The organism is Streptomyces sp. TLI_053, assembly GCF_900105395.1.
Taxonomy (GTDB): domain Bacteria; phylum Actinomycetota; class Actinomycetes; order Streptomycetales; family Streptomycetaceae; genus Kitasatospora.
In genome coordinates this window covers 5891341-5912500 of sequence record NZ_LT629775.1, presented here as the reverse complement: position 1 = coordinate 5912500, position 21160 = coordinate 5891341, and the positions used below count along the sequence as shown (strand labels likewise).

Sequence of the window (21160 nt, the reverse complement as noted above, 5' to 3'; positions counted from 1 at the left end):
CCCACCAGGCGACCAGTGCGGTGGCGACCAGTGAGAGCACCGCGACCGGGATCCACCAGTGGCGCGCCCGGTAGAGCGCGGCGGGGAAGCTGACCGTGTAGTAACGGGCGACGTCCCGCCAGCCGCTCGTCCGGCTGCCGGTGACCGCGTCGCGGGCCCGCGAGACCAGACTCGTGAGCCGGCCCTCGAGGGTCGGGTCGGGCGCGGCGGCCTGGACCTTGGCCAGATGGCCGGTGACCCGCTGGTAGAGGGCGACGAGTTCGTCCGCCTCCTCGCCGGTCGGACGCCGCTTCCTGGTGAGGTCGTCCAGCCGGGCCCACTCCCCCTGGTGGGTGGCGACGAAGACGTCCAGGTCCATGCGGCGGCTCCATGGTCGGCGCGGGACGCGCGATCGGGCGGGTGCGGACAGGTGGGCCCAGCATGCCAGGGGGAAGCGCCGTCACGGCGGCCGGGACCTCCCTTCCCGGTCGGCTCCGCGGCCCCGTATGTTGACGGTCAGCAGATCACGGGACGTGGGGGCGGTCCGCCGGAATCCCTCCCACCGGCCCCGTACCACCGACGGGAACGGACGGGTGTCTTGAGCGACCTGGTGACGGGCGAGGCGGTCGTCCTCGGCCTGCGCACGGCGAAGCTTCCGAGCCGGGGCCTGGCCGTCACGCTGGACCTCGCCGTGCAGGTCGTCGGTCTCGTGGTGACGACCCTGGTGCTGAGTCTGCTCGCACCGGACCTGGACGGCGCCGCGGTCGCCGCCGTGACGATCGGGCTGACCGTCCTCTTCCTGGTCGCGCTGCCGATCATGGTCGAGACCCTCAGCCGGGGACGTTCCCTGGGCAAGGCCGCGCTGGGGCTCCGCGTGGTGCGCAGCGACGGCGGCCCGGTGCGGTTCCGGCACTCGCTGGTGCGCGGCCTGGTCGGCTTCCTGGAGATCATCGTGCTGTTCGGCGTTCCGGCGGTGATCTGCTCGGTGGTGTCGTCCGAGGGGAAGCGCCTGGGTGACGTCTTCGCGGGGACCCTGGTGGTGCGCGAGCGGGTCCCCGGCGGCGGCGGTGCGGCGGCCGCGCTCCCACCGGTGAACCCGCAGCTGCTGCAGGCGATCGGCGGTGAGCTGGTCGCGCTGGACCTCTCGGCCGTGCCGGAGCCGCTGTGGCTGGCCGTCCGGCAGTTCCTCGGGCGGATCGGCGAGCTGGACCAGGCGGTCGCCCATCGGATGTCCGCCCGGCTCGCGGACGACCTGGCGGCCCGCACCGGCCACCCGGTGCCGTACGGGGTGCACCCGGCGGCCTACCTGGGTGCGGTCCTGACCGAGCGGCAGCGGCGCGAGTGGACCAGGGCGCAGGGGTACGCGTTCCAGCAGCAGGCCCAGGGCCGGGGTCAGCACACCCCGCAGCACTACACCCCGCAGCAGCACGCTTCCCAGCAGCCCGCGCCTCCGGCCGCCCCCGCGCCGCCGAGCCCCCCGGCCTCCGGCACCGGTTTCGCCCCGCCCGCCTGAACCGCAACCCGTCCGGACACCGCACCCCGGCTGCCCCGCGCCACCGGCACGGCTCACTCCTCGAGGTCGCCCCCGAGGCCCTCCCCGTACCCGAACGCGGCCGGCCAGGCGTTCGGCGGCGACTCCAGCTCCTCCAGCTCGATGCCTCCGGCGGCCAGCACCACGTCCCCGGCCAGGTGCACCACCTGTTGCTCCCCGGTCTCCAGGTCCGCCACCTGGTAACGCTCGACGAGCAGCGGCCCGGAGTCGGTGTCGTGCGTGTCCACCCCCTCCAGCAGCCACCCCTGGTCGAAGGTGCGGGGCGCCAGCACCGGATCGGTGAACGCCACCAGCCGGACCCTCGCGCTCGCCCCCTCCCGCAGCCGGAGCAGCCGCGCCGCGGCGACCAGGAACGCGGGCGAGCGTCCGGCGAAGCCGTGCGCCCGGTCGTGCCCCTCCACCGCCTGCTCCCCGGCCGGATCCGCGGCATCGGCCCGCACCCAGGCCACCCCGTCGACGGCGCCTCCCCTGACCTGCCAGCCACCGGCCCGGAGTTCCATCCGCAGCGGGCGGGAGCGCGAGTCCAGGGTGAGGTCCACGGTGCCGAGCACCCGGCCGTCCGGCGCGTAGGTCTTGGACACGTACCGCCAGCCGGCCGGGCCGGGCGCGCAGCTGAAGCGCTCCTCACCGAGCAGGACATGGTCGTGGACGTCGTGGAGCGAGTAACGGCCGTTGGGCATGCCCGAAAGCCTACGTCCGGCCCGGCCCGGGCCACCGAACCGGCCCGAACGGGCGTGCAACCTCCGCCGGGCGCCCCGCATTAGGGAGGTGTGCGCCGCGACCGCGGCGCCGCGGAAGGGAGCGTTCATCGATGGCGAAGCAGACCCGCGACGCCGAGTTCACGGAGTTCGTCGCGGCTCGGGCGCCGTGGCTCCGCAAGGTGGCCTACCTGCTCAGCGGTGACTGGCACCGGGCGGACGACCTGGTCCAGGAGTCGGTCACCAAGCTGTACGTGCGCTGGTCGCGGCTGTCACGGCTGGAGAACCTGGACGGGTACGCCCGGACCGTCCTGGTGAACACCTTCCTCGCCGAGCAGCGCTCCCCCTGGGGCCGCTGGACCGCCCGCCGCCGTACCGGGGCGGTGCCGGACTCGGCCGCCGCCCCCGCCGACCTGGACCTGGCGGTCGACCTCCGGCGCGCGCTGGCCGCGCTGCCGCCCCGCCAGCGGGCCACCGTGGTGCTGCGGCACTACTGCGACCTGACGGTGGAGCAGACCGCGGCGGCGCTGGGGTGCTCCACCGGCAATGTGAAGAGCCAGACCTCCCGGGGACTCGACGCGCTGCGCCGGTCCCTCGGCCACCAGGACCACGGGGGCCGCGCCGAGCGCGACGACCGCACCGAGCCCACCGGGCACACCGACCGCACCGGCCTTCCCGATCTCCGAGACCTCCGGCCGGCCGTGCCGGTGGAAGGGGCAGTGAAATGAACGACCGCACCGACCTCACCGAGGACCTCCTCGCCGCCGAGCTGGCCGCCGGCCTCACCGCGCTGGCCGACTCCCCCGCCCCGCACGGCCGGACGGACGCCGCCCGGGCGATCCACCGGGGCCGGTCCCGGCTGCGCCGGCGCCGGCTCGGAGTGCTCGGAGCGGTGACCGCGGTCGCGGTGGGCGCCTCGGTCCTCGGCGCCACCCTGCCGGACCGGGACACCGACGGCCCGGTCAAGGCCGCCACCGGCCCGGCCGCGCCGGACCCCGTGCTGCCGGCCCTGGGCCCGGACACCGGCCACGACCCACTGACGATCGCGGCCGCCTTCGGCTGGCTGCCCGAGGGCTTCGGCGGGGCCAGCTACACGATCGGCTTCAGCGGACAGCCCACCCTGTTCAGCGGCAAGGCCTACGGCCCCCCGCAGACCGGCCAGGACGCGCTGTCGATGAACCACCAGACGCTGTTCCTCTCGGTCCACCCGGAGGCCGGGGAGCCGGTCCTCGGAACGGACAACGCCGGCCAGCAGCAGTACCGGGTGGACGCCCGGCCGGTCAACGGCAGGCCCGCGTACTGGGTGGGACGCGCACCCGGCGACCCGGCCGGCACCGGCAACGACTACCGGCTCCGCTGGCAGGGCGACGACGGGCGTTGGGTGGAACTGCAGGGCACCTACCTGCGCGCCGACGACGGCGTCGTCGACATGATGCTGAAGACCGCCGACAAGGTCACGACCGGCAGCCAGGCGGTGCGGCTGCCCTTCGAGGTCCGGGACGTCCCCACCGGCTTCGCCCAGGCCGGGGTCAGCCTCCACACGGGCACCGGGGCGGCCTCCGGGTACCCCTGGTCCGCGACCATCAACTTCCAGTCCGGGAACGACCACCTCGGGATCGACCTCCGGCCCGCGGTCGGCCCGTCGGCCCGGCCGGAGAATCAGCGCGTGACGGCGTCCCCGGCGCCGAGCGCGGATCCGAGCGCGGCAGTGAGCAACGTGCCGGACACGGGCGAGCCGCCCGCCCAGAAGTGCGCCGACACCCGGGGCGTGCGGGTGTGCGCGACCAGCTTCCAGGGCGAAGCACCGTTCGCCGCGACCGGCGGTCTGGCCGGCTGGGTGGACCGGATCGTCCCGCTCGGCACCGACCGCTCCGCCTGGACCACCGAGGTCACCCCCTGACGACCGGGGTCACCCCCTGACGGCAGCCCGGACGGCCGGGGCCCGGAACACCGGTGGCCGGCGCCCCCGCGAGGGGACGCCGGCCACCGGCGCATGCCTGTCACCGCATCAGTAGCGGTACTGCTCCGCCTTGTACGGGCCCTCGACCGGAACGCCGATGTAGTCGGCCTGGTCCTGCGAGAGGACGGTGAGCTTCACGCCCAGCGCGTCGAGGTGCAGCCGGGCGACCTTCTCGTCCAGGTGCTTCGGCAGCACGTAGACGCCGATCGGGTACTGCTCGGTCTTCGTGAACAGCTCGATCTGGGCGATCGTCTGGTTCGCGAAGGAGTTGGACATCACGAAGGACGGGTGGCCGGTCGCGTTGCCCAGGTTCAGCAGACGGCCCTCGGACAGCACGATGATGGTGCGGCCGTCCTCCTTGCGCCACTCGTGGACCTGCGGCTTGACCTCGGTCTTCACGACGCCCGGGAGCTTCGCGAGGCCGGCCATGTCGATCTCGTTGTCGAAGTGGCCGATGTTGCCGACGATGGCCTGGTGCTTCATCCGGGCCATGTGGGAGGCCATGATGATGTCCTTGTTGCCGGTCGTGGTGATGAAGATGTCGGCGGTCTCGACGACGTCCTCGAGGGTCGCGACCTGGTAGCCGTCCATCGCGGCCTGCAGCGCGCAGATCGGGTCGATCTCGGTGACGATGACCCGGGCGCCCTGGCCGCGCAGCGACTCGGCGCAGCCCTTGCCCACGTCGCCGTAGCCCGCGACGACGGCGACCTTGCCGCCGATCAGGACGTCGGTGGCGCGGTTGATGCCGTCGATCAGCGAGTGGCGGCAGCCGTACTTGTTGTCGAACTTCGACTTGGTGACCGAGTCGTTGACGTTGATCGCCGGGAACAGCAGCTGGCCGTCACGGTGCATCTCGTACAGGCGGTGGACACCGGTGGTGGTCTCCTCGGTGACGCCCTTGATGGTGGCGGCGACCTCGGTCCACTTGTTCGGGGTGTCCTTGAGGGTGCGGTTGAGCAGCTCCAGGATGATCCGGAACTCGTCGTTGTCCGCGGTGGACGGGTCCGGCGCGGCGCCGGCCTTCTCGAACTCGACGCCCTTGTGGATCAGCAGGGTGGCGTCGCCGCCGTCGTCCAGGATCATGTTCGGGGTCTGGCCGTTCGGCCAGGTCAGCGCCTGCTCGGTGCACCACCAGTACTCGTCCAGGGTCTCGCCCTTCCAGGCGAAGACCGGCACGCCCTGCGGGTTCTCCGGGGTGCCGTTCGGGCCGACCGCGATGGCCGCGGCGGCGTGGTCCTGGGTGGAGAAGATGTTGCAGGAGCACCAGCGGACCTCGGCACCGAGGGCGGTGAGGGTCTCGATTAGGACGGCGGTCTGCACGGTCATGTGCAGCGAGCCGGTGATCCGGGCGCCGGCCAGCGGCTGCGACGCGGCGTACTCGGCGCGGATGGACATCAGGCCGGGCATCTCGTGCTCGGCGAGCTGGATCTCCTTGCGGCCGAACGGGGCCAGGGAAAGGTCGGCGACCTTGAAGTCACCGGTGATGTCGGTCGACATGCGTCTGCTCCTCGCTGAGGGGGGTGGGGCGGGGCCAAGGTCCTGGGGTGCGTCACAACGCGGCGGACCGCAACGGTGTGCGGCGACGCCAGGGCGTCCGGCCCGCGGCCGGATCGGCGCGGTACGGCTGTCCTGTTGCTCGGCACAAACCGTCGGAGGACCTCTCTCCCTCGACCGGTGTGCCCCCGTGGGGGCGGGTCACCGATCGACCGCCATCAGCAGCGACGTTCTGGCTCTGGGACGAATCTACACCGACGACCCCGCCGAACGGCCCGGTACGGCCGTTTTTCGCCGCCGGGCCGGGGCCCGCGCGGGCTCAGTGCGCCCCGCCGGGAACGGGCCCGCCGGGAGTGGCGTACGGGTCGTCACCCGCCGCCGCCTTCTCCGCGCTGTAGATGTCCGGCTCCAGGTAGATGACCCGGGCGATCGGCACCGCCCGCCGGATCCGGACCTCGGCGGCGTCGATCGCCGCAGCCACCTCGGGGGCCGTCGAGTCGGCCGGTACGGCGATCTTGGCGGCGACCAGCAGTTCCTCCGGGCCGAGGTGCAGGGTCCGCATGTGGATCACCCGGTCCACCGAGTCGTGGTCGACCAGCGCGTCCCGGATCCGGTCCACCACCTCGGGGTGGGCCGACTCGCCGAGCAGCAGCGACCTGGTCTCGACGGCCAGGACGAAGGCGATGACGATCAGCAGGGCGCCGATGCACACGGTGCCGATGCCGTCCCAGACCCCGTCCCCGGTGATCGCGGTCAGCCCGACGCCGAACAGCGCCAGCACCAGGCCGATCAGCGCGCCGGTGTCCTCCAGCAGCACGACCGGCAGCTCGGGCGCCTTGGCCCGGCGGATGTACGCCGGCCAGCCGTGCGCCCCCTTGTCCTTGACGGCCTCGCGGAACGCGGTGAGGAAGGACCAGCTCTCCAGCCCGATGGCGAGGACCAGCACGCCCACCGGCCAGTACCAGTTCTCCAGCTCGTGCGGGTGGGCGATCTTCTCGTAGCCCTCGTAGACGGCGAACATTCCGCCGACGCTGAACAGCACGATCGACACCAGGAACGCGTAGATGTAGCGCTCGCGCCCGTAGCCGAACGGGTGCTGAGGGGTGGCCTCGCGCTCAGCGCGCTTGCCGCCGATCAGCAGCAGCACCTGGTTGCCGGAGTCGGCCAGCGAGTGGACGCCCTCGGCGAGCATCGAGGAGGAGCCGGAGAAGGCGAACGCGACGAACTTGCTCACCGCGATGCCCAGGTTCGCGGCCAGCGCCGCGACCAGCGCCTTGGTACCGCCTTCGGTGCTCATTGCTCGGAAGGTCCCTCCGTCGGGGGCCGTCCGCGCGGCCCGTGACCGATCGTCCGGTGGCCCGGTCGTCGTCGAGCGCATACGGTACCGGGCCGACCCGCCGTCGGCTCAGGACTGTGCGGCGAGCCCCAGGTAGACGGCGGCGAAGTCGGTGAGCGCGACCAGGTCGACCAGTGCGTGCAGCGGCTCCGGGCGGCGGCTGGCGTACTCGGTCAGCCGGACGTCGTGGGCGGCCGCGAGCCGGTGCGCCCGGGTGACGCCGAAGCTGCGCGGGCGCGCGTCGTCGGCCGGGACCTCGGCCGGGCCGCCGTCCTCCTCCGCCGGCGCTCCCCCGAAGCCCGGACCGGCGGAACCCGGACCGGCGGAACCCTGAGCGGCCTGCCCGGGACCGGCGGCCGCCTCCTCGGCGGTCTGCCGGAGCAGCAGCACCTGGAGGTGCAGCGGGTCCGGCTCCTCGACCCGGTCGCGGAAGAAGTCGTCCGGATCGGCGCCCGCGCCGAGCTGGCCGGTGAACATGCCGCGGTGCGCGGTCAGCGCCTGCGGCAGCAGGCCCGCCAGGGCCGGGCGGCCGGCCCGCTCGGCGAGCTGGGCGGCGAACCGCCCGGCCGCGGCGCCGGCCACCGGGCCCTCCGCCCAGAGCAGCGGAACGGTGCCGGCCAGCCGGGCGGCCAGGCTCTTCGCCGGGTTGGTGTACGCGGCGGCGTCCGGCCGGCAGCGGACGGCGGTGGCGTCGAGCAGGTCGGCGGCCGCCGCGAGCGCGTCGTAGGGCAGCGGGGTGACGCCCAGCTTCTGGGTGAGCGCGAGCAGCGGCGCGAGGTGGGCCCAGAGCGCGGCCGGGTCCTCGGCGGGCAGATCGGGCTCGGCGCCCCGGCCGCGCTCCTCGTCGGCGGGCCCGTCGGAGGTGTCGGCGGCGGGCACGAACGGCAGCGGCAGCGCCCGGACCTGCAACGCGGCCTCGGCGAGCGGACTGCCGCCGGGAGCGGTGACCACGATCGCGCAGCCGCGCGCGTAGGCCTGTTCGGCGAGGGCGACCAGGCCGCGTTCGCCGCCGTCGGCGGAGCTGATCACCAGCAGGTCGAGCGGGCCCGCCCAGCCGGGGAGCTGCCAGGCCAGACCGGCCGTGAAGACGGCCGGGGCGGTGGCCCGGTCGGTGCGCGGGACGGGCGCGGCGTCGGTGGGCGGCAGCGGAGCGACCAGGCTCGCGGTGCCGGCCAGCGCGGCGAGCATCTCGGCGGCGGTCAGCGCGCTGCCGTGCCCGGCGACCAGGACCGCGCGCGGCCGCCCGTCGGGCCGCAACCGGTCCAGGCCGGCCGCCTCGGCCAGCCGCAGCGCGGTGCGGACCCGGGCGCCGGAGCCGGCCAGGGCGAGCAGGGCGTGGTCGTGGTCGGCGCGCCGGAGGGCGGCCGGGTCGTCGAGCAGGGTGTCGTCGAGCATGCGGCGGGCCTCCGGCTGCTGGCTGGGCGCTGAGGACGGCGGACGGGCGGGGCGGCCGTCCCCGGTCGGGGACCGGGCGGCGCCCCGCCCCAGGATCAGGCCGGGCGGCGGGCCTCGTCCACCAGCAGAACCGGAATGCCGTCGCGCACGGGGTACGCCAGGCCGCAGGTCTCGCCGGCGCAGAGCAGCTCGGGCTGCTCCTCGGTGCCGCCCTCGGTGAGCGCGGACCGGCACTGCGGGCAGACCAGGATCTCCAGCAGGAAGGATTCGAGCTTCATGGGTTCGGTCTCCGGTCTCGGTACGGGGTCTCGGCCGTCGACACAGCGGTGCCCCGGCCGAGAGGAAACCCTACCGGCCGGGGCACCGGAGCCGTACGTCAGGCGCGGACGATCGCGAGCACACCGTCGCGCAGTTCGGCCATCCTGGCCGGGTCCTTGGCCTCGACGTTGAGGCGCAGCAGCGGCTCGGTGTTGGAGGCGCGCAGGTTGAACCACCAGTCCGGGCCGGCGACGGTGAGGCCGTCCAGCTCGTCGACCCCGGTGCCCTCGACGGCGTAGGCGGCGCGGACGGCGGCGGTCCGGTCGGCCTGGTCGGCGACGGTGCTGTTGATCTCGCCCGAGGCGGCGTAGCGGTCGTACTCGGCGGTGAGCGCGGAGAGGGTGCCCGGCTGCCCGCCGAGGGCGGCCAGCACGTGCAGCGCGGCGAGCATGCCGGTGTCGGCGCGCCAGAAGTCGCGGAAGTAGTAGTGGGCGGAGTGCTCGCCGCCGAAGACGGCGTCGGTGACGGCCATCTCCTGCTTGATGAAGGAGTGGCCGACCCGGGTGCGGACGGGCTTGCCGCCGAGCTCGCGGACCACCTCGGGGACGGTCCAGGAGGTGATCAGGTTGTGGATGATCGTCGGCTCGGCCTCGCCGGCGGCCCGGGCGCGGGCGATCTCGCGGGCGGCGACCAGCGCGGTGATGGCGGAGGGGGAGACCGGCTCGCCGCGCTCGTCGACGACGAAGCAGCGGTCGGCGTCGCCGTCGAAGGCGAGGCCGAGGTCGGCGCCGACCTCGCGGACCCGGGCCTGGAGGTCGACCAGGTTCTTCGGGTCGAGCGGGTTGGCCTCGTGGTTGGGGAAGGTGCCGTCCAGCTCGAAGTACATCGGTACGAGCTCGAGCGGCAGGCCGTCGAACACGGTCGGCACGGTGTGGCCGCCCATGCCGTTGCCGGCGTCGACGGCGACCTTGAGCGGGCGGATCGCGGTGAGGTCGACCAGGCCGAGCAGGTGGTCGGCGTAGCCGCGCAGGGTGTCCTGCTCGCTGAGGACGCCGGGCGTCACGTCGCGGGCGGGGACGGTGACGGTGTCGTCGTCGGCGGTCCAGGACTCGACCAGCTCGCGGATCTCGGAGAGCCCGGTGTCCTGGCCGACCGGGGCGGCACCGGCCCGGCAGAGCTTGATGCCGTTGTACTCGGCCGGGTTGTGGCTGGCGGTGAACATCGCGCCGGGCAGGTCGAGCGAACCGCTGGCGTAGTACAGCTGGTCGGTGGAGCAGAGGCCGATCAGCACCACGTCGGCGCCGTAGCCGGCCGCGCCATCGGCGAAGGCCCGGCTGAGCGACGGGGAGGAGGGGCGCATGTCGTGGCCGACCACGATCGCGGACGCGCCGGTGACCTGCACGAACGCGGCGCCGAAGGCCCGGGAGAGGTTCTCGTCCCACTGGTCCGGGACGACGCCCCGTACGTCGTACGCCTTCACGAGCTGCTTGAGGTCGCGCACTGCGGCTCCACCCTGGTTCTGTGTCTGATCGGCGAACGCGCCGGCGCCCTGGCCGGCGGACCGGTCGCCCCTGGTCACGGTAGGTCCGGGCGCGGCGGCGGCCGGTACCCGGTAGGGGGGCAGCGTACCCGGGCGGGCGGAACGGTTCGTGCCGGGGCGGGGACGGTCCGCGGGCTCAGTTGTCGGGCGAGCGGAGCACCCGGAGGTGGCCGCGGCGGCCGGCCTCGGTGGACTCGCCCTCGGGGGCCCGGCCCTGACGCGGGGTCTGCGGGCGCGCGGCCTCGCGGACGGCGTTGGCGAGCGCCTCCAGGTCGTCACTGCTGCGGCGCAGCGGACCGGCCTCGGCGGCGAGCCTGACCACGTCCCAGCCGCGCGGGGCGGTGAGGCGCTCGGCGTGCCCGGCGCACAGGTCGTAGCAGTGCGGCTCGGCGTAGGTCGCGAGCGGTCCGAGAACGGCGGTGGAGTCCGCGTAGACGTACGTCAGCGTCGCGACGGCCGGACGGCCGCACGCGGTCCGCGAACAACGACGTACAGAGCTCACGAGGGTGGACGGTACCGCACTCCTTGCCGGGGAGCGAAGACCGCCTGTCCGGAAGGTGTGCCGTGTCGCGGTCCGCGCGCCGCCCCGGCGCTCCGCTCGCCCCGGGCGAACAGGTGCGGGGGTGGTCCACTTCCTGGCATCCAAGGACTACTCTCGGCAGTGATATGGACAGCTCCGCACCGCAGTCATCGACGGGTCCCTCACGCCGCCCCCGGCACCGTGACCGGCACGGCCGGGGTCTCCGCGGCCCGCTGGCGCCGCCGCAGGTTCCGATCTCGCTCACCCGCTCCGAGTTGTTCGACGACTATGTGCGCGAGTCGGTGGAGCGTCTTGAGCGGCGCTGGCCGCAATTGATCGAGGTGGAGTTCGCCGTCCAGGAGGTGCCGCTGCACGAGCCGGACGGCGCCGATGCCGACGGCGGGGTGCCGCTCGGCCGGGTCTCGCCGGGTCAGCAGGGGCGCAAGAGCCAGATCGTGGTGTACCGCAGACCGGTGGAGATCCGGGCGAAGTCGCGCGAGGACCGCGCGGCGCTGGTGCACGAGATCCTGATCGAGCAGGTGGCGGAGCTGCTGGGGCTCTCCCCCGACGCGATCGACCCGCGGTACGACGAGGACTGAGCCGTCACGGCGCGGGGGCCGCCGCCCGGTCCGGGCGGCGGCCCCCGCGCCGTGTTGTCGGCCGTCCGCTCAGCGCAGGACCACGCCCGGGTCCTGGGAGGCCTGCGGGACCTTGACCGTGGAGCGGTCGTCGCGCAGGGCCTGGACGGTGAACATCGGCACGTCCTTGGTGGGGAGCGCGAGCATCCGCGCGGCGACGACCGGGCCGCCGGAGACGGTCTCCACGGTGAGCGCGAAGCTGCCGTTCAGTCCGGTGGGCTCGGGCGCCGGGAGGGCGACGGTGCCGCCGGCCGGGAGCTGGACCTCCTTGGTGGCGGGGGTGCCGCCGCCGGTGCCGGCCGAGGCGGTGACCCGCACGGTGGCGGCCTCGCCGGTGGAGGTCAGGAAGAGCGTGGACGGCCCGCCGCCCCGGTTGTCGGCCACGGTGGCCCGGGCGCCGACCGGCGCGGTGCCGGCCAGCCAGGCGGCGTCGGACTTGCCGTTCGCCCCGGCGCGGTCGACCCGCAGTCCGGCCACCACGGGGGTGGGGTGCTTGTCGTCGCTGGGCGACACCCGCAGCCCGGCGACCTCGTCCCGGGTCACCTTGCCGAGGTCGACCGAGGCGACCATGCCGGCCTTGACGTGGATGGACTCGTTCCCGGCCGGGACGAACCAGCCGTTCTTGCCGGAGAGCTCGATCTTCAGGTCGGCGTCGTCCTCCGGCGGGGCCAGGACCACCAGGTGGGCGGCGGAGGTGTCGGCGGGCAGGCCGGGGATCACCTGGACGGGCGCGGGGTCGGCGGAGGCGGGCACCCAGTCGGCGCCCTTGCTGCCGTCGGCGGCGTGCAGGGCGGCGCCGATCCGGCCGGAGCGGGCGACCACGTGCACGGCGAGGTCGGCGACCTGGCCCTTGCTGATGGTGGGCAGCAGGACCGACTGGGAGCTGCCGGGGGCGACGGTGATGCCGTTGGCGGCGTCGTTCTCGATCAGGCCCTTGTCGCCGTAGAGCTTGATGTCGACCACGGCGGCGGTGGACTCGGCGTTGACCAGGCTGACGTAGTCGGTGCGGCCCTCGGCGGTGGAGGCGCCCGCGAACCAGAAGCCGGTGCCGGACGGCGTGCAGGTGATCCCGGACAGGCCGAGGCCGCGCTGCTCGGTGACGGTGGTGGTCTGGGTGACGGTGAAGCCGGGGGCGAGCGCGCCGGTGGCGACGGCCCCGGTGCCGGGGGCGAGGTCGCTGTTGGCGGCGGGGGCGGACACCGGGGTGCCGGGCTTGGCCAGGGTCAACCGGGCGTCGGCGGGTGCGGCGTTCTTGTCGGCGGCGGCCGCCGCCGCGGGCGCGGCCGGGGTGGGCGCGCCGGTGGCGGCCGGGGTCGCCGGTGCCGGGGCCGGGGCCGCCGCGCTCGGGGCTGCGGCCGGCGGGGCCGCCGGGGCGGCCGCGTCGGAGATCCAGCCCGTGCCACCGCTGCCGTCACCGGTGCCCGGCGGGGTGTAGGCGGTGAGCGTGGTGGTGCCGGTGAGGCCCTGGAGCGGCTGCGGGCAGACCACGGCGGTCCGCTCGACCTGCGCCGAGGTGGCGGTGGCCCGGTCGGTGGCCGCCGGGGCGGCGGGCTTGCGGAGCTCGGCGATGCCGAACACCGCCGCCAGCACCACGGCGGCGGCCAGCAGCGACCGGGTGGTGCGGGCGGCACCGGAGCCCCGGGGGGCCGCCGGGGCAGCGCCGGCCGGGGCAGCGCCGGCCGGGGCGCCGTCGAAGGTGCCGGTCCCCCCGGCCCCGCGGGCGGTGTCCGGCGTGCCGGACTTCATCCTGAAGGCGGGCTTCTTCATCGCGGGTCAGCTCCCCGATCCGTGGTGGTGCGGGTACCGGCCCGGGTTGTTCGGGTCGTTCGGGTCGTGCGGGTGGTTCGGGTCCGGCTGTTCGTAGTAGGGCTCGGCCTGCTGCTGCCCCGGCACCCAGGGCTGCTGCTCGGGCTGCTGGTACGGGTCGTAGCCGTACTGCTGCTGCTCGCCCTGGTAGGGCTGGTAGCCCTGCTGCTGGTAGCCGTCCTGACCGCCGTACCCCTGGCCGCCGTAGGGCGTGCCGACCGGCTGCTGCGCGTACGGGTCGTAGCTGTACGGGTCGGCCTGCTGGTAGGTCTGGTAGGGGTCGGCGTACGGCGCGGCCTCCTGCGCGGCGGCGGCCGCCAGGACCGCTCCGGCCGACGGCTCGGCGACCGGACGGTCCGCGGCCGGGCCGGGCCGGCCCTCGTACACCCCGGTGTCCGGGTCGACGGGCTCCGGGCCCTCGTTCTCGGCGCCCTCGCCCCGCTCGGCCATCCGGCGGGCCCGGCGGCTGCCGGGGAGCGGCGCCTGCGCCTGGGCGGCGGCGGCCAGCTCGGCGGCGGCGACCACGTCCTCGGGCAGGTCGTCGTCCTTGTGGCTGCGGCGGCCCGGCAGGGCCAGCACCAGCACGGTCAGGCCGAGCAGCAGCTGGGCCCAGATCCAGCCGGTGTGCAGCAGGCTGCCCTCACGGGTGAGGACCAGCTTGCCGCCCGCGGCGGGGAGCTTGAAGCCCTGCGCCCAGCCGTCGACGGTGACCCGCTCCAGGGCGGTGCCGTCCAGGGTCGCCGTCCACTCGGGGGCGGCGGACTCGGCGAGCCGCAGCACCCGGCCCTCGGGACCGGCCGGCAGGGTGGTGCCGATGTCGCGCGGGCCGGACGGGACCACCACCGGGACGGTGCCCGGTGCGGTGATCAGGGCCCGGGTCGCGGGGGTGCCGTCGACCTGCCAGAGTGCGGCGGCGCCGTCCTGGTTGGCCTTGACCAGGCCGGGCGTGGTGTCCAGGACGTCCTTGAAGGCAGCGATCAGCGGCTGGTCGACCAGCACGTAGGCGATGCCGTAGCGGGAGAGCGCGCCCGCCTGGTCGGCGCCGGACCCGGCCAGCAGGCTGCCGACGGTCCGGTCCAGGCCGGCCGTGGTGCCGGTCTCCGGGTCGACGGTGGACTCGGCCTGGCCGAGCGTCAGTCCGGAGCCGCGGGCCACGGTGTACGCGACCGATCCGCCCTTGGGGTCACCGGTGAGGACCAGGGTCCGGGAGCGGTCGGTGGTGCCGGCCTGTTCGGCGATGAACGCGGGCACCTGGGCGCCGCGGCCCCGGTGCAGCGGGCCGTCGGCGCCGGTGACGGCCCACCAGAGGCCGGTGCCCAGCGGGGCGAGCAGGGCGGCGGCCACCACCAGCGCGGCGACCGGCTGGCGCCAGCCGAAGGCGATGCCGGCGACCCGGGCGTTGGCGCCGTCGGCGCCGATCGCGGCGGCGGCCAGCAGGGCGACACCGGCCAGCAGGGTGGCCGGGCCGGACCAGGCGGGCACGGCCGGACCGCCGGAGGCGGGGGTCACCGAGGTACCGGCCACCACAACCGCGAAGACCAGTCCGGCGCCGGCGGCGCCCCAGGCGGCCAGCACCGCGCGGCGGCGGTCGGCGCGCAGCAGCGCGGCCAGCGCGGCCAGCACCACACCGGCGGAGAGCCAGACCGGCGGCACCCCGGCACCGCCGGGATTGACCATCAGCAGCCCGGCCGAGGTCGGACCCGAGCCGTGCAGTCCGGGCAGGCCGGCCTCCAGCAGCAGCCGCTGCGGGTCCGAGAGCACCTGCAGCGACCAGGGGGCGAGCACCCCGACCGGCACCGCGAGGATCACCAGGACGCGCAGGCCGAGCAGTCGCAGCGCGGTGCCGCCGGAGCCGAGGGCCCCGCCGCGGACCACCGCGGTGACCAGCATGGCCAGGCAGAGCGGCACGGCCAGCGCCCAGACCAGCGGGACGAAGGCGGTGGCCAGGGTGAGCAGCAGGACCGCCATCCAGACGGGGCGCCAGCCGGGGCGGGCGCCCTTGGCGGCGCTCTCGGCACGGATGCCGAGGCCGGCGGCGATCGCGGCGGCGCGGGCCAGCGGCGGCAGCAGCACGGCCAGCACGGCGGTGCCGATCCGGCCCTGGGCGAGCGCACCGGTGGCGGCGGGCAGCAGCGCGTAGGTGGCGCTGGCCCAGGCGCGGACCAGCTTGGAGTCGATCAGCGGCCGGGAGACCAGGTAGGCGCTCACGGCGGAGAGCGGGACGGCGAGCACGACCAGCAGGGTGACCGCGAGGTCGGCGTGGTCGAACAGCATCCAGGAGAGGATCGACAGCACCGCGAGGTAGGGCGGCGCGGCGGCGGTGGAGCCGGTGCCGACGGGGTGCCAGGCGTCGGCGTACATCGACCAGAGCCCGGCCGCGCCGTCGGTGGCGGGCAGCAGGGCGCCGCCGAACAGGGCGCCGCCGCCGAACAGGTCGCGACAGGCGACCAGGGCGAACACCAGCAGCGCGGCGAACAGCACCGGCGCCGGGCGCCGGGCGAGCTTCTTGATCAGCGCGAACTGCTCGACGACCAGGTCCTCGGAGTCCTCGTCCCCCGGTCCGGCCTCGACCGAGCCGTGCCGGCCGCCGGCGTCGTCACCGCCCCCGATGCCGAGCGAGCCGACGACGCCCTCCACGGCGAGCCGGGCGGTGGCGCCGGGTGCGGGGAAGAGCGTGCGGTCGTCCAGCGCGTCCGCGGAGCGGGTGCGACCGCGGCGTTTGCGGGCCGCCAGCAGCCGGGGCAGCCGGACGAGTTCGTGGCCGAGGCCGGCCAGCTCGTCGAAGGCCTGCTTGGGGTCCTTGCCGAGCAGGTTGGTGACCACCCGCAGCAGGGTGCCGAGCACCAGCCGGAGCAGGACGTAGGGGAAGAGCGCGCCCTTGGAGTTGGCGAGCAGGGTGTAGACGGCGCCGGCCTTGTCCACCCGGTGCGGGTGGGCGGGGCCGCAGTCGATGGCGCGGCGCTCGCGGCTGGCGGCCTCGGCGTGCCGGAGCACGGCGTCCGGGGCGACCACGACGCGGTGGCCGGCGGCGTTGACCCGCCAGCAGAAGTCGGTGTCGTCGCGCATCAGCGGCAGTGCCCGGTCGAAGCCGCCGAGCTCCTCGAAGACGTCGCGGCGCACCAGCATGCCGGCGGAGGAGACGGCGAGCACCGGGCGGACCTGGTCGTGCTGGCCCTGGTCCTGCTCGCGCCGGTCGAGACCGGTCCAGCGGCGGCCGGAGCGGGCGATGGTGACGCCGACCTCCAGCAGCTGCCGGCGGTCGTACCAGCTGCGCAGCTTGGGGCCGACGACGGCGGCGCTGGGGGTGGAGTCGGCGACCTGGAGCAGTCGGCGCAGCGCGTCGGTCTGCGGCTCGCAGTCGTCGTGCAGCAGCCAGAGCCATTCGACCGGCGTGGTCTCCCGGGGGCCGCCCCGGCCGAGGTCGTCCTCCTCGCCGAGCGGGTCGCCGAAGTCGTCCCAGCCACCGGTGACCGGGTCGTAGCCGGAGGGGTCGAGCCGGTAGGGCAGGTCCTCGGCGCGCAGCGGCGGGCTGTTGAAGACCGCCTCGGCGACGGCGGTGCCGAACCCGGCCCGGCGGCCGAGCACGGTCGGGCCGCTGTCGGGGAGCCAGTCGGCGAGGGTCTCGGCGAGCAGGCGCTGGGAGTCGTCGGTGGATCCGGTGTCGACCGCGAGGACGCGCTGGACCTGGCGGTCCTGGCCGAGCAGACCGGCGAGGGCCTGCGGCAGCCAGCGGGCGCCGTCGTGGGAGACGATCACGGCGGTGACCAGATGGCGCGGGTAGGCGGGCGGCCTGCTGGCGGAGGAGCCGCTCTGGTGGCTGTAGACGGTCATCGAGTGCGCGGGCCCCAGTTCTCGGTGGACACAGCCGGTGAACGGCAACCGGATGGCGCACCACACTAACGGCTCCGGGTGTCGGCTCCGTCCACGGTGTCCGCCCGGGAACGCGAAAGCGCCTCACCACAGGGGGTGGGGCGCTCCGTCGCGGGCTGGTCGCGCGGGCCGGCCGGTCGGGCTGCCGGGGCCGGCGGATCCGGGGAAGCCTGGGGATCCGGAGGTTCCGGGGGATGCGGCCACCCCGGTCAGACGGCGCTCTTCTTGAGCCGACGGCGCTCGCGCTCGGAGAGGCCGCCCCAGATGCCGAAGCGCTCGTCGTTGGCCAGGGCGTACTCCAGGCACTCGGAGCGGACCTCGCACGCGAGGCAGACCTTCTTGGCCTCGCGAGTGGAGCCGCCCTTCTCCGGGAAGAAGGACTCGGGGTCGGTCTGGGCGCAGAGTGCGCGCTCCTGCCAGCCGAGTTCTTCCTCCTCCTCGATGCCGTCACCGATCAACAGCTCAAAGAGCTCGCTCATGTGGCGCGCCTCCTCTGCCCCTATTGGCGTCCCCGTGGTTGCCGTTGCCTCGTGCGGCCGACGACACGAGTGAAATTACAGTTGCGTCACTCTGGCCCAGTCAAGCCGAGCTCTGGTATTGGGGCCGGGATTCACTCCCTGGCACCAAGCCGTTACAAATAGTGTACATAACCGGACACATCGGACTTCTAGCCCGATTGCGCGCGAAGGTCGACGAACCATTCGCGACCGGGGGCCGGGTGACACGCGGTCACCGCCACAGGCCGGTCATCGCCCTGCTTTCCCGGCGATCTTCCCATCGAAACATAGAGGGTGATTTATCACTCCATCGGGTAGTTCATGGCCGATCTCACCCGAATGTCCGCTCTCTCCGAGTTGACACCGCCCCTGCGGATGCGTTGTCCTTTTCCCTATGTCAGAGTTCATCGGCCCCCGGAGCGGTTCCGCGCTCCGCCCTGCCGTGAACTCCTGTTGTCGCCTCTGTTCCTGCCGCTGTATCTAGGCGCCCGCCGTCCCGCCGCGCGCCGCCCAGGAAGCACAGAGGCCGCCCGCGATTCCCGCCCCAGGACATCCCGGACCCGGCTGACTCCCCTGACGAACCAGCCCTCCGAGGACGACTCCCGTGCGAATGATCCGCATCCGCAAGCGGAACCGCGACCGCAGCAAGCTCGCTCTCCACGGCCTCCGCGCCGCCTCCACCACCCGGCCCGCCGCACCCGCTCCCGCCGCCCGGCCCGGCGGCCACCCCGGCGGCCACCCGTGGGCCGACGGCCTCAGCGACGTCTCCATCGCCGGCGACCCGCTGGCCTTCCCGCACCTCGCCCGCACCGACCTGCCCGCCCACCCCACCACCGTCGCCGAGTACGCCCGGCTGGTCCGCGAGATCGCCGCCGACCGGGACCGCTGGGAGCCGCTCGTCCGCTACGACGCCCTCACCCGCTGGTACGCCCGGCTGGAGACCGGCCCCGGCTACGAGGTCTGGCTGCTCAGCTGGCTGCCCGGCCAGAGCAGCGGCTTCCACGACCACGGCACCTCCTCCGGCGTGATGACCGTGGTCCGCGGCGAGCTCGTCGAGCGCTCCCTCACTCTCCCCCAGCCTTCGGCCGGGGGGACCCCCAGCGGCTCCGGATCGCGCGATCTGCGCCCCGGCGGGCAGAGGGTGTTCTCCCCCGGGTACCTGCACGAGGTGGTCAACGCCTCGCTGGAGCCCGCCGTCTCGATCCACCTCTACACCCCCGGCCTGACCGAGATGAACCAGTACGGGGCCACCGCCGTCCCCGAGCAGCACCCGCAGACGTCCGCCGAGGCCCACTGAGGCTCCGGGCGCGGTTGTCGAGGGTCGGGCTGACGACCCGTCGGCGCGTGGCAGGATGGGCGCATGCGCATCGTGGCACTGGCAGGCGGGATCGGCGGAGCGCGTTTCCTGCGCGGACTCCGGGAGGCCATCGGGCCCGAGGACGAGATCACCGTCATCGGCAACACCGGTGACGACATCCACCTCTTCGGACTGAAGGTCTGCCCCGACCTCGACACCGTCATGTACACCCTCGGCGGGGGCATCCACGAGGAGCAGGGCTGGGGCCGGACCGACGAGACCTGGTCCATCAAGGCCGAGATGAAGGAGTACGGCGTCGGCCCCGAGTGGTTCGGGCTCGGCGACCGGGACTTCGCCACCCACCTCGTGCGCAGCCAGATGCTCACCGCCGGCTACACCCTCAGCCAGGTCACCGAGGCGCTCTGCGTGCGCTGGCAGCCCGGGGTGCGGCTGCTGCCGATGAGCGACGACCGGGTCGAGACCCACGTCCGGATCACCGACGAGCAGGGCACCCGGGCGATCCACTTCCAGGAGTACTGGGTCAAGCTGCACGCCGCCGTCGACGCCGAGGCGATCGTGCCGGTCGGCGCCGACACCGCCAAGCCGGCGCCCGGCGTGCTGGAGGCCCTCGCCGAGGCCGACGTCATCCTCTTCCCGCCGTCCAACCCGGTGGTCTCGATCGGCACGATCCTCGCCGTGCCGGGGATCCGGGAGGCCGTCGCCGCCGCCTCCGCCCCGGTCGTCGGGCTCTCCCCGATCATCGGCGGCGCGCCCGTGCGGGGCATGGCCGACAAGGTGCTCGCCGCCGTCGGCGTCGAGGCCACCGCCGAGGCCGTCGCGCTGAACTACGGCTCCGACCTGCTGGACGGCTGGCTGGTGGACACCGTCGACGAGGCCGCCGTCGCCGCCGTCGAGGCGGGCGGGATCGCCTGCCGCGCGGTGCCGCTGCTGATGACCGACGTCGCCGCCACCGCCGCGATGGCCCGGGCCGCGCTGGCGCTCGCCGAGCAGGTGCGCCGGTGAGCCTGCGGATCCTCCCGGTCCCCGGACTGCCCGAGATCGACGCCGACAGCGACCTCGCCGGGCTGATCGCCAAGGCCGCCGACTACGAGGACGGCGACATCCTGCTGGTCACCTCCAAGGTGGTCAGCAAGGCCGAGGGGCGGCTGCTGCACGCCGCCGACCGGGAGGCCGCGATCGACGCCGAGACCGTCCGGCTGGTCGCCCGGCGCGGCCCGATCCGGATCGTCGAGAACCGCAACGGCCTGGTCATGGCCGCCGCCGGGGTGGACGCCTCGAACACCGCGTCCGGCACCGTCCTGCTGCTGCCCGAGGACCCGGACGCCTCCGCCCGCGCACTGCGCGCCCGGCTCCAGCAGCTCACCGGGCTCCGGCTCGCCGTCCTCCTCACCGACACCTTCGGCCGGCCCTGGCGCAACGGCCTCACCGACGTCGCCATCGGCGCCGCCGGCCTGGCCGTCCTGGACGACCACCGGGGGCGTTCCGACTCGCACGGCAACGAGCTGTTCCAGACCGTCACCGCCACCGCCGACGAGCTGGCCGGCGCCGCCGACCTGGTGAAGGGCAAGGCCACCGGCACCCCGGTCGCCGTGGTCCGCGGCCTCGGCCACCTGGTCACCGCCGAGGACGGCGAGGGCGTGCGGCCGCTGCTCAGGCCCGCGGCCGACGACATGTTCAGGCTCGGCACCTCCGAGGCGATCCGGCAGGCCGTCACCCAGCGGCGCACCGTCCGCGCGTTCACCGCCGAACCGGTCGACCCGGGCGCCGTCCGGCGCGCGGTCGCCGCCGCGGCCACCGCGCCCGCGCCGCACCACACCACCCCGTGGCGGTTCGTGCTGCTGGAGACCCCCGAGGTGCGGACCCGGCTGCTGGACGCGATGCTCGCCGCCTGGCGGAGCGACCTCGCCGGGCTCGACGGCTGGGACGAGGAGAAGATCGCCCGCCGCACCGCCCGCGGCGACGTCCTGCGCGCCGCCCCCTACCTGGTCGTCCCGTGCCTGGTGATGGACGGCTCGCACGACTACCCGGACGAGCGCCGGGCCGCGGCCGAGCGCGAGATGTTCACCGTCGCCGTCGGCGCCGCCGTGCAGAACCTGCTGGTCACCCTGGCCGGCGAGGGCTACGGCTCGGCCTGGGTCTCCTCGACGATGTTCTGCCGCGACACCGTGCGCGAGGTGCTCGACCTCCCGGAGCACTGGGACCCGATGGGCGCCGTCGCCGTCGGCCGCCCCGCCGAAGCCCCGCGCAGTCGTCCGGAGCGCACGGCGGACGCCTTCATCGAGGTGCGGTAGGGGTCGGG

At 74.7% G+C, this 21160-nt stretch carries 18 protein-coding genes (1 of these 18 cut by a window edge); 7 read left to right on the top strand and 11 right to left on the bottom strand.

Translation table 11 applies throughout. The annotated features are described in order from the left end of the window. Positions 1-358: the beginning of a stage II sporulation protein M gene (locus BLU95_RS24380; protein ID WP_093861882.1), read on the bottom strand. Its footprint begins 647 nt before the window's first position; 358 of the gene's 1005 nt are visible here — the first part of the coding sequence; the start codon lies at positions 356-358; its stop codon lies beyond the left edge, outside the window. 219 nt (positions 359-577) lie between these two features. Between BLU95_RS24380 and BLU95_RS24375 the strand changes: the two genes are divergently transcribed. Continuing rightward, a complete protein-coding gene (locus BLU95_RS24375) occupies positions 578-1492 on the top strand; it encodes an RDD family protein (RefSeq protein ID WP_093861881.1) in 915 nt (304 codons plus the stop codon). A 53-nt stretch (positions 1493-1545) separates the two neighbouring features. Here BLU95_RS24375 and BLU95_RS24370 read toward each other — a convergent pair whose 3' ends face one another. Further along, complete coding sequence (locus BLU95_RS24370) at positions 1546-2211, bottom strand: hypothetical protein (protein ID WP_093861880.1); 666 nt, start codon at positions 2209-2211, stop codon at positions 1546-1548. A 131-nt stretch (positions 2212-2342) separates the two neighbouring features. On the opposite strand from BLU95_RS24370, the gene BLU95_RS24365 reads away from it, so the two are divergent. Together BLU95_RS24365 and BLU95_RS24360 are read left to right on the top strand one after the other, a co-directional pair. Then, the gene (locus BLU95_RS24365) at positions 2343-2957 is read left to right on the top strand and encodes a SigE family RNA polymerase sigma factor (protein ID WP_093861879.1); all 615 of its coding nucleotides are present in this window, start codon (positions 2343-2345) and stop codon (positions 2955-2957) included. Beyond that, the gene (locus tag BLU95_RS24360) at positions 2954-4129 is read left to right on the top strand and encodes a hypothetical protein (protein WP_093861878.1); all 1176 of its coding nucleotides are present in this window, start codon (positions 2954-2956) and stop codon (positions 4127-4129) included. The genes BLU95_RS24365 and BLU95_RS24360 overlap by 4 nt, the downstream gene beginning before the upstream one ends. A 108-nt stretch (positions 4130-4237) precedes the next feature. On the opposite strand, the gene ahcY is transcribed toward BLU95_RS24360, so the two are convergent. From ahcY to BLU95_RS24330, 6 genes are all read right to left on the bottom strand, one after another. Beyond that, positions 4238-5686 (bottom strand): adenosylhomocysteinase, encoded by a 1449-nt coding sequence (ahcY, locus tag BLU95_RS24355; RefSeq protein WP_093861877.1) that lies wholly within the window; start codon positions 5684-5686, stop codon positions 4238-4240. 316 nt (positions 5687-6002) lie between these two features. Then, positions 6003-6980, bottom strand: coding sequence for a cation diffusion facilitator family transporter (locus tag BLU95_RS24350; RefSeq protein ID WP_093861876.1), 978 nt, complete (start codon positions 6978-6980; stop codon positions 6003-6005). Between the two features lie 108 nt (positions 6981-7088). Then, positions 7089-8414 carry an SIS domain-containing protein gene (locus BLU95_RS24345; protein WP_093861875.1) on the bottom strand — a complete coding sequence of 442 codons (1326 nt, stop codon included), beginning with the start codon at positions 8412-8414 and terminating at the stop codon, positions 7089-7091. 95 nt (positions 8415-8509) lie between these two features. Next, positions 8510-8692 (bottom strand): Trm112 family protein, encoded by a 183-nt coding sequence (locus BLU95_RS24340; RefSeq protein WP_030398084.1) that lies wholly within the window; start codon positions 8690-8692, stop codon positions 8510-8512. A 98-nt stretch (positions 8693-8790) separates the two neighbouring features. Further along, positions 8791-10173, bottom strand: coding sequence for a phosphomannomutase/phosphoglucomutase (locus BLU95_RS24335; RefSeq protein ID WP_093861874.1), 1383 nt, complete (start codon positions 10171-10173; stop codon positions 8791-8793). Positions 10174-10348: 175 nt separating this feature from the next. Beyond that, complete coding sequence (locus BLU95_RS24330; protein WP_030398082.1) at positions 10349-10714, bottom strand: DUF3499 domain-containing protein; 366 nt, start codon at positions 10712-10714, stop codon at positions 10349-10351. Positions 10715-10878: 164 nt separating this feature from the next. On the opposite strand from BLU95_RS24330, the gene BLU95_RS24325 reads away from it, so the two are divergent. Next, positions 10879-11331, top strand: coding sequence for a metallopeptidase family protein (locus BLU95_RS24325; RefSeq protein ID WP_093861873.1), 453 nt, complete (start codon positions 10879-10881; stop codon positions 11329-11331). Between the two features lie 69 nt (positions 11332-11400). On the opposite strand, the gene BLU95_RS24320 is transcribed toward BLU95_RS24325, so the two are convergent. From BLU95_RS24320 to BLU95_RS24310, 3 genes are all read right to left on the bottom strand, one after another. Further along, complete coding sequence (locus BLU95_RS24320; RefSeq protein WP_107452591.1) at positions 11401-13137, bottom strand: DUF5719 family protein; 1737 nt, start codon at positions 13135-13137, stop codon at positions 11401-11403. A 6-nt stretch (positions 13138-13143) separates the two neighbouring features. Further along, entirely contained in the window at positions 13144-17007 is a 3864-nt protein-coding gene (locus BLU95_RS24315) for a glycosyltransferase family 2 protein (protein WP_093861872.1), read from the bottom strand. Positions 17008-17255: 248 nt separating this feature from the next. Further along, positions 17256-17525: a WhiB family transcriptional regulator gene (locus tag BLU95_RS24310; protein WP_030310813.1), complete on the bottom strand. Its 270-nt coding sequence runs from the start codon at positions 17523-17525 to the stop codon at positions 17256-17258. A gap of 787 nt (positions 17526-18312) precedes the next feature. Here BLU95_RS24310 and BLU95_RS24305 point away from each other — a divergent pair. The 3 genes from BLU95_RS24305 to BLU95_RS24295 all read left to right on the top strand — a co-directional run bounded on the left by BLU95_RS24305 (position 18313) and on the right by BLU95_RS24295 (position 21152). Then, on the top strand, positions 18313-18840 hold the full coding sequence (locus tag BLU95_RS24305; protein WP_231978834.1) for a cysteine dioxygenase: 528 nt from the start codon (positions 18313-18315) through the stop codon (positions 18838-18840). Positions 18841-18903: 63 nt separating this feature from the next. Next, positions 18904-19863, top strand: a complete 960-nt coding sequence (gene cofD, locus BLU95_RS24300; protein WP_093861870.1) for a 2-phospho-L-lactate transferase — start codon at positions 18904-18906, stop codon at positions 19861-19863. Next, positions 19860-21152: a coenzyme F420-0:L-glutamate ligase gene (locus BLU95_RS24295; protein ID WP_173862113.1), complete on the top strand. Its 1293-nt coding sequence runs from the start codon at positions 19860-19862 to the stop codon at positions 21150-21152. Before cofD ends, BLU95_RS24295 begins: the two co-directional genes overlap by 4 nt. Positions 21153-21160 lie beyond the last annotated feature (8 nt).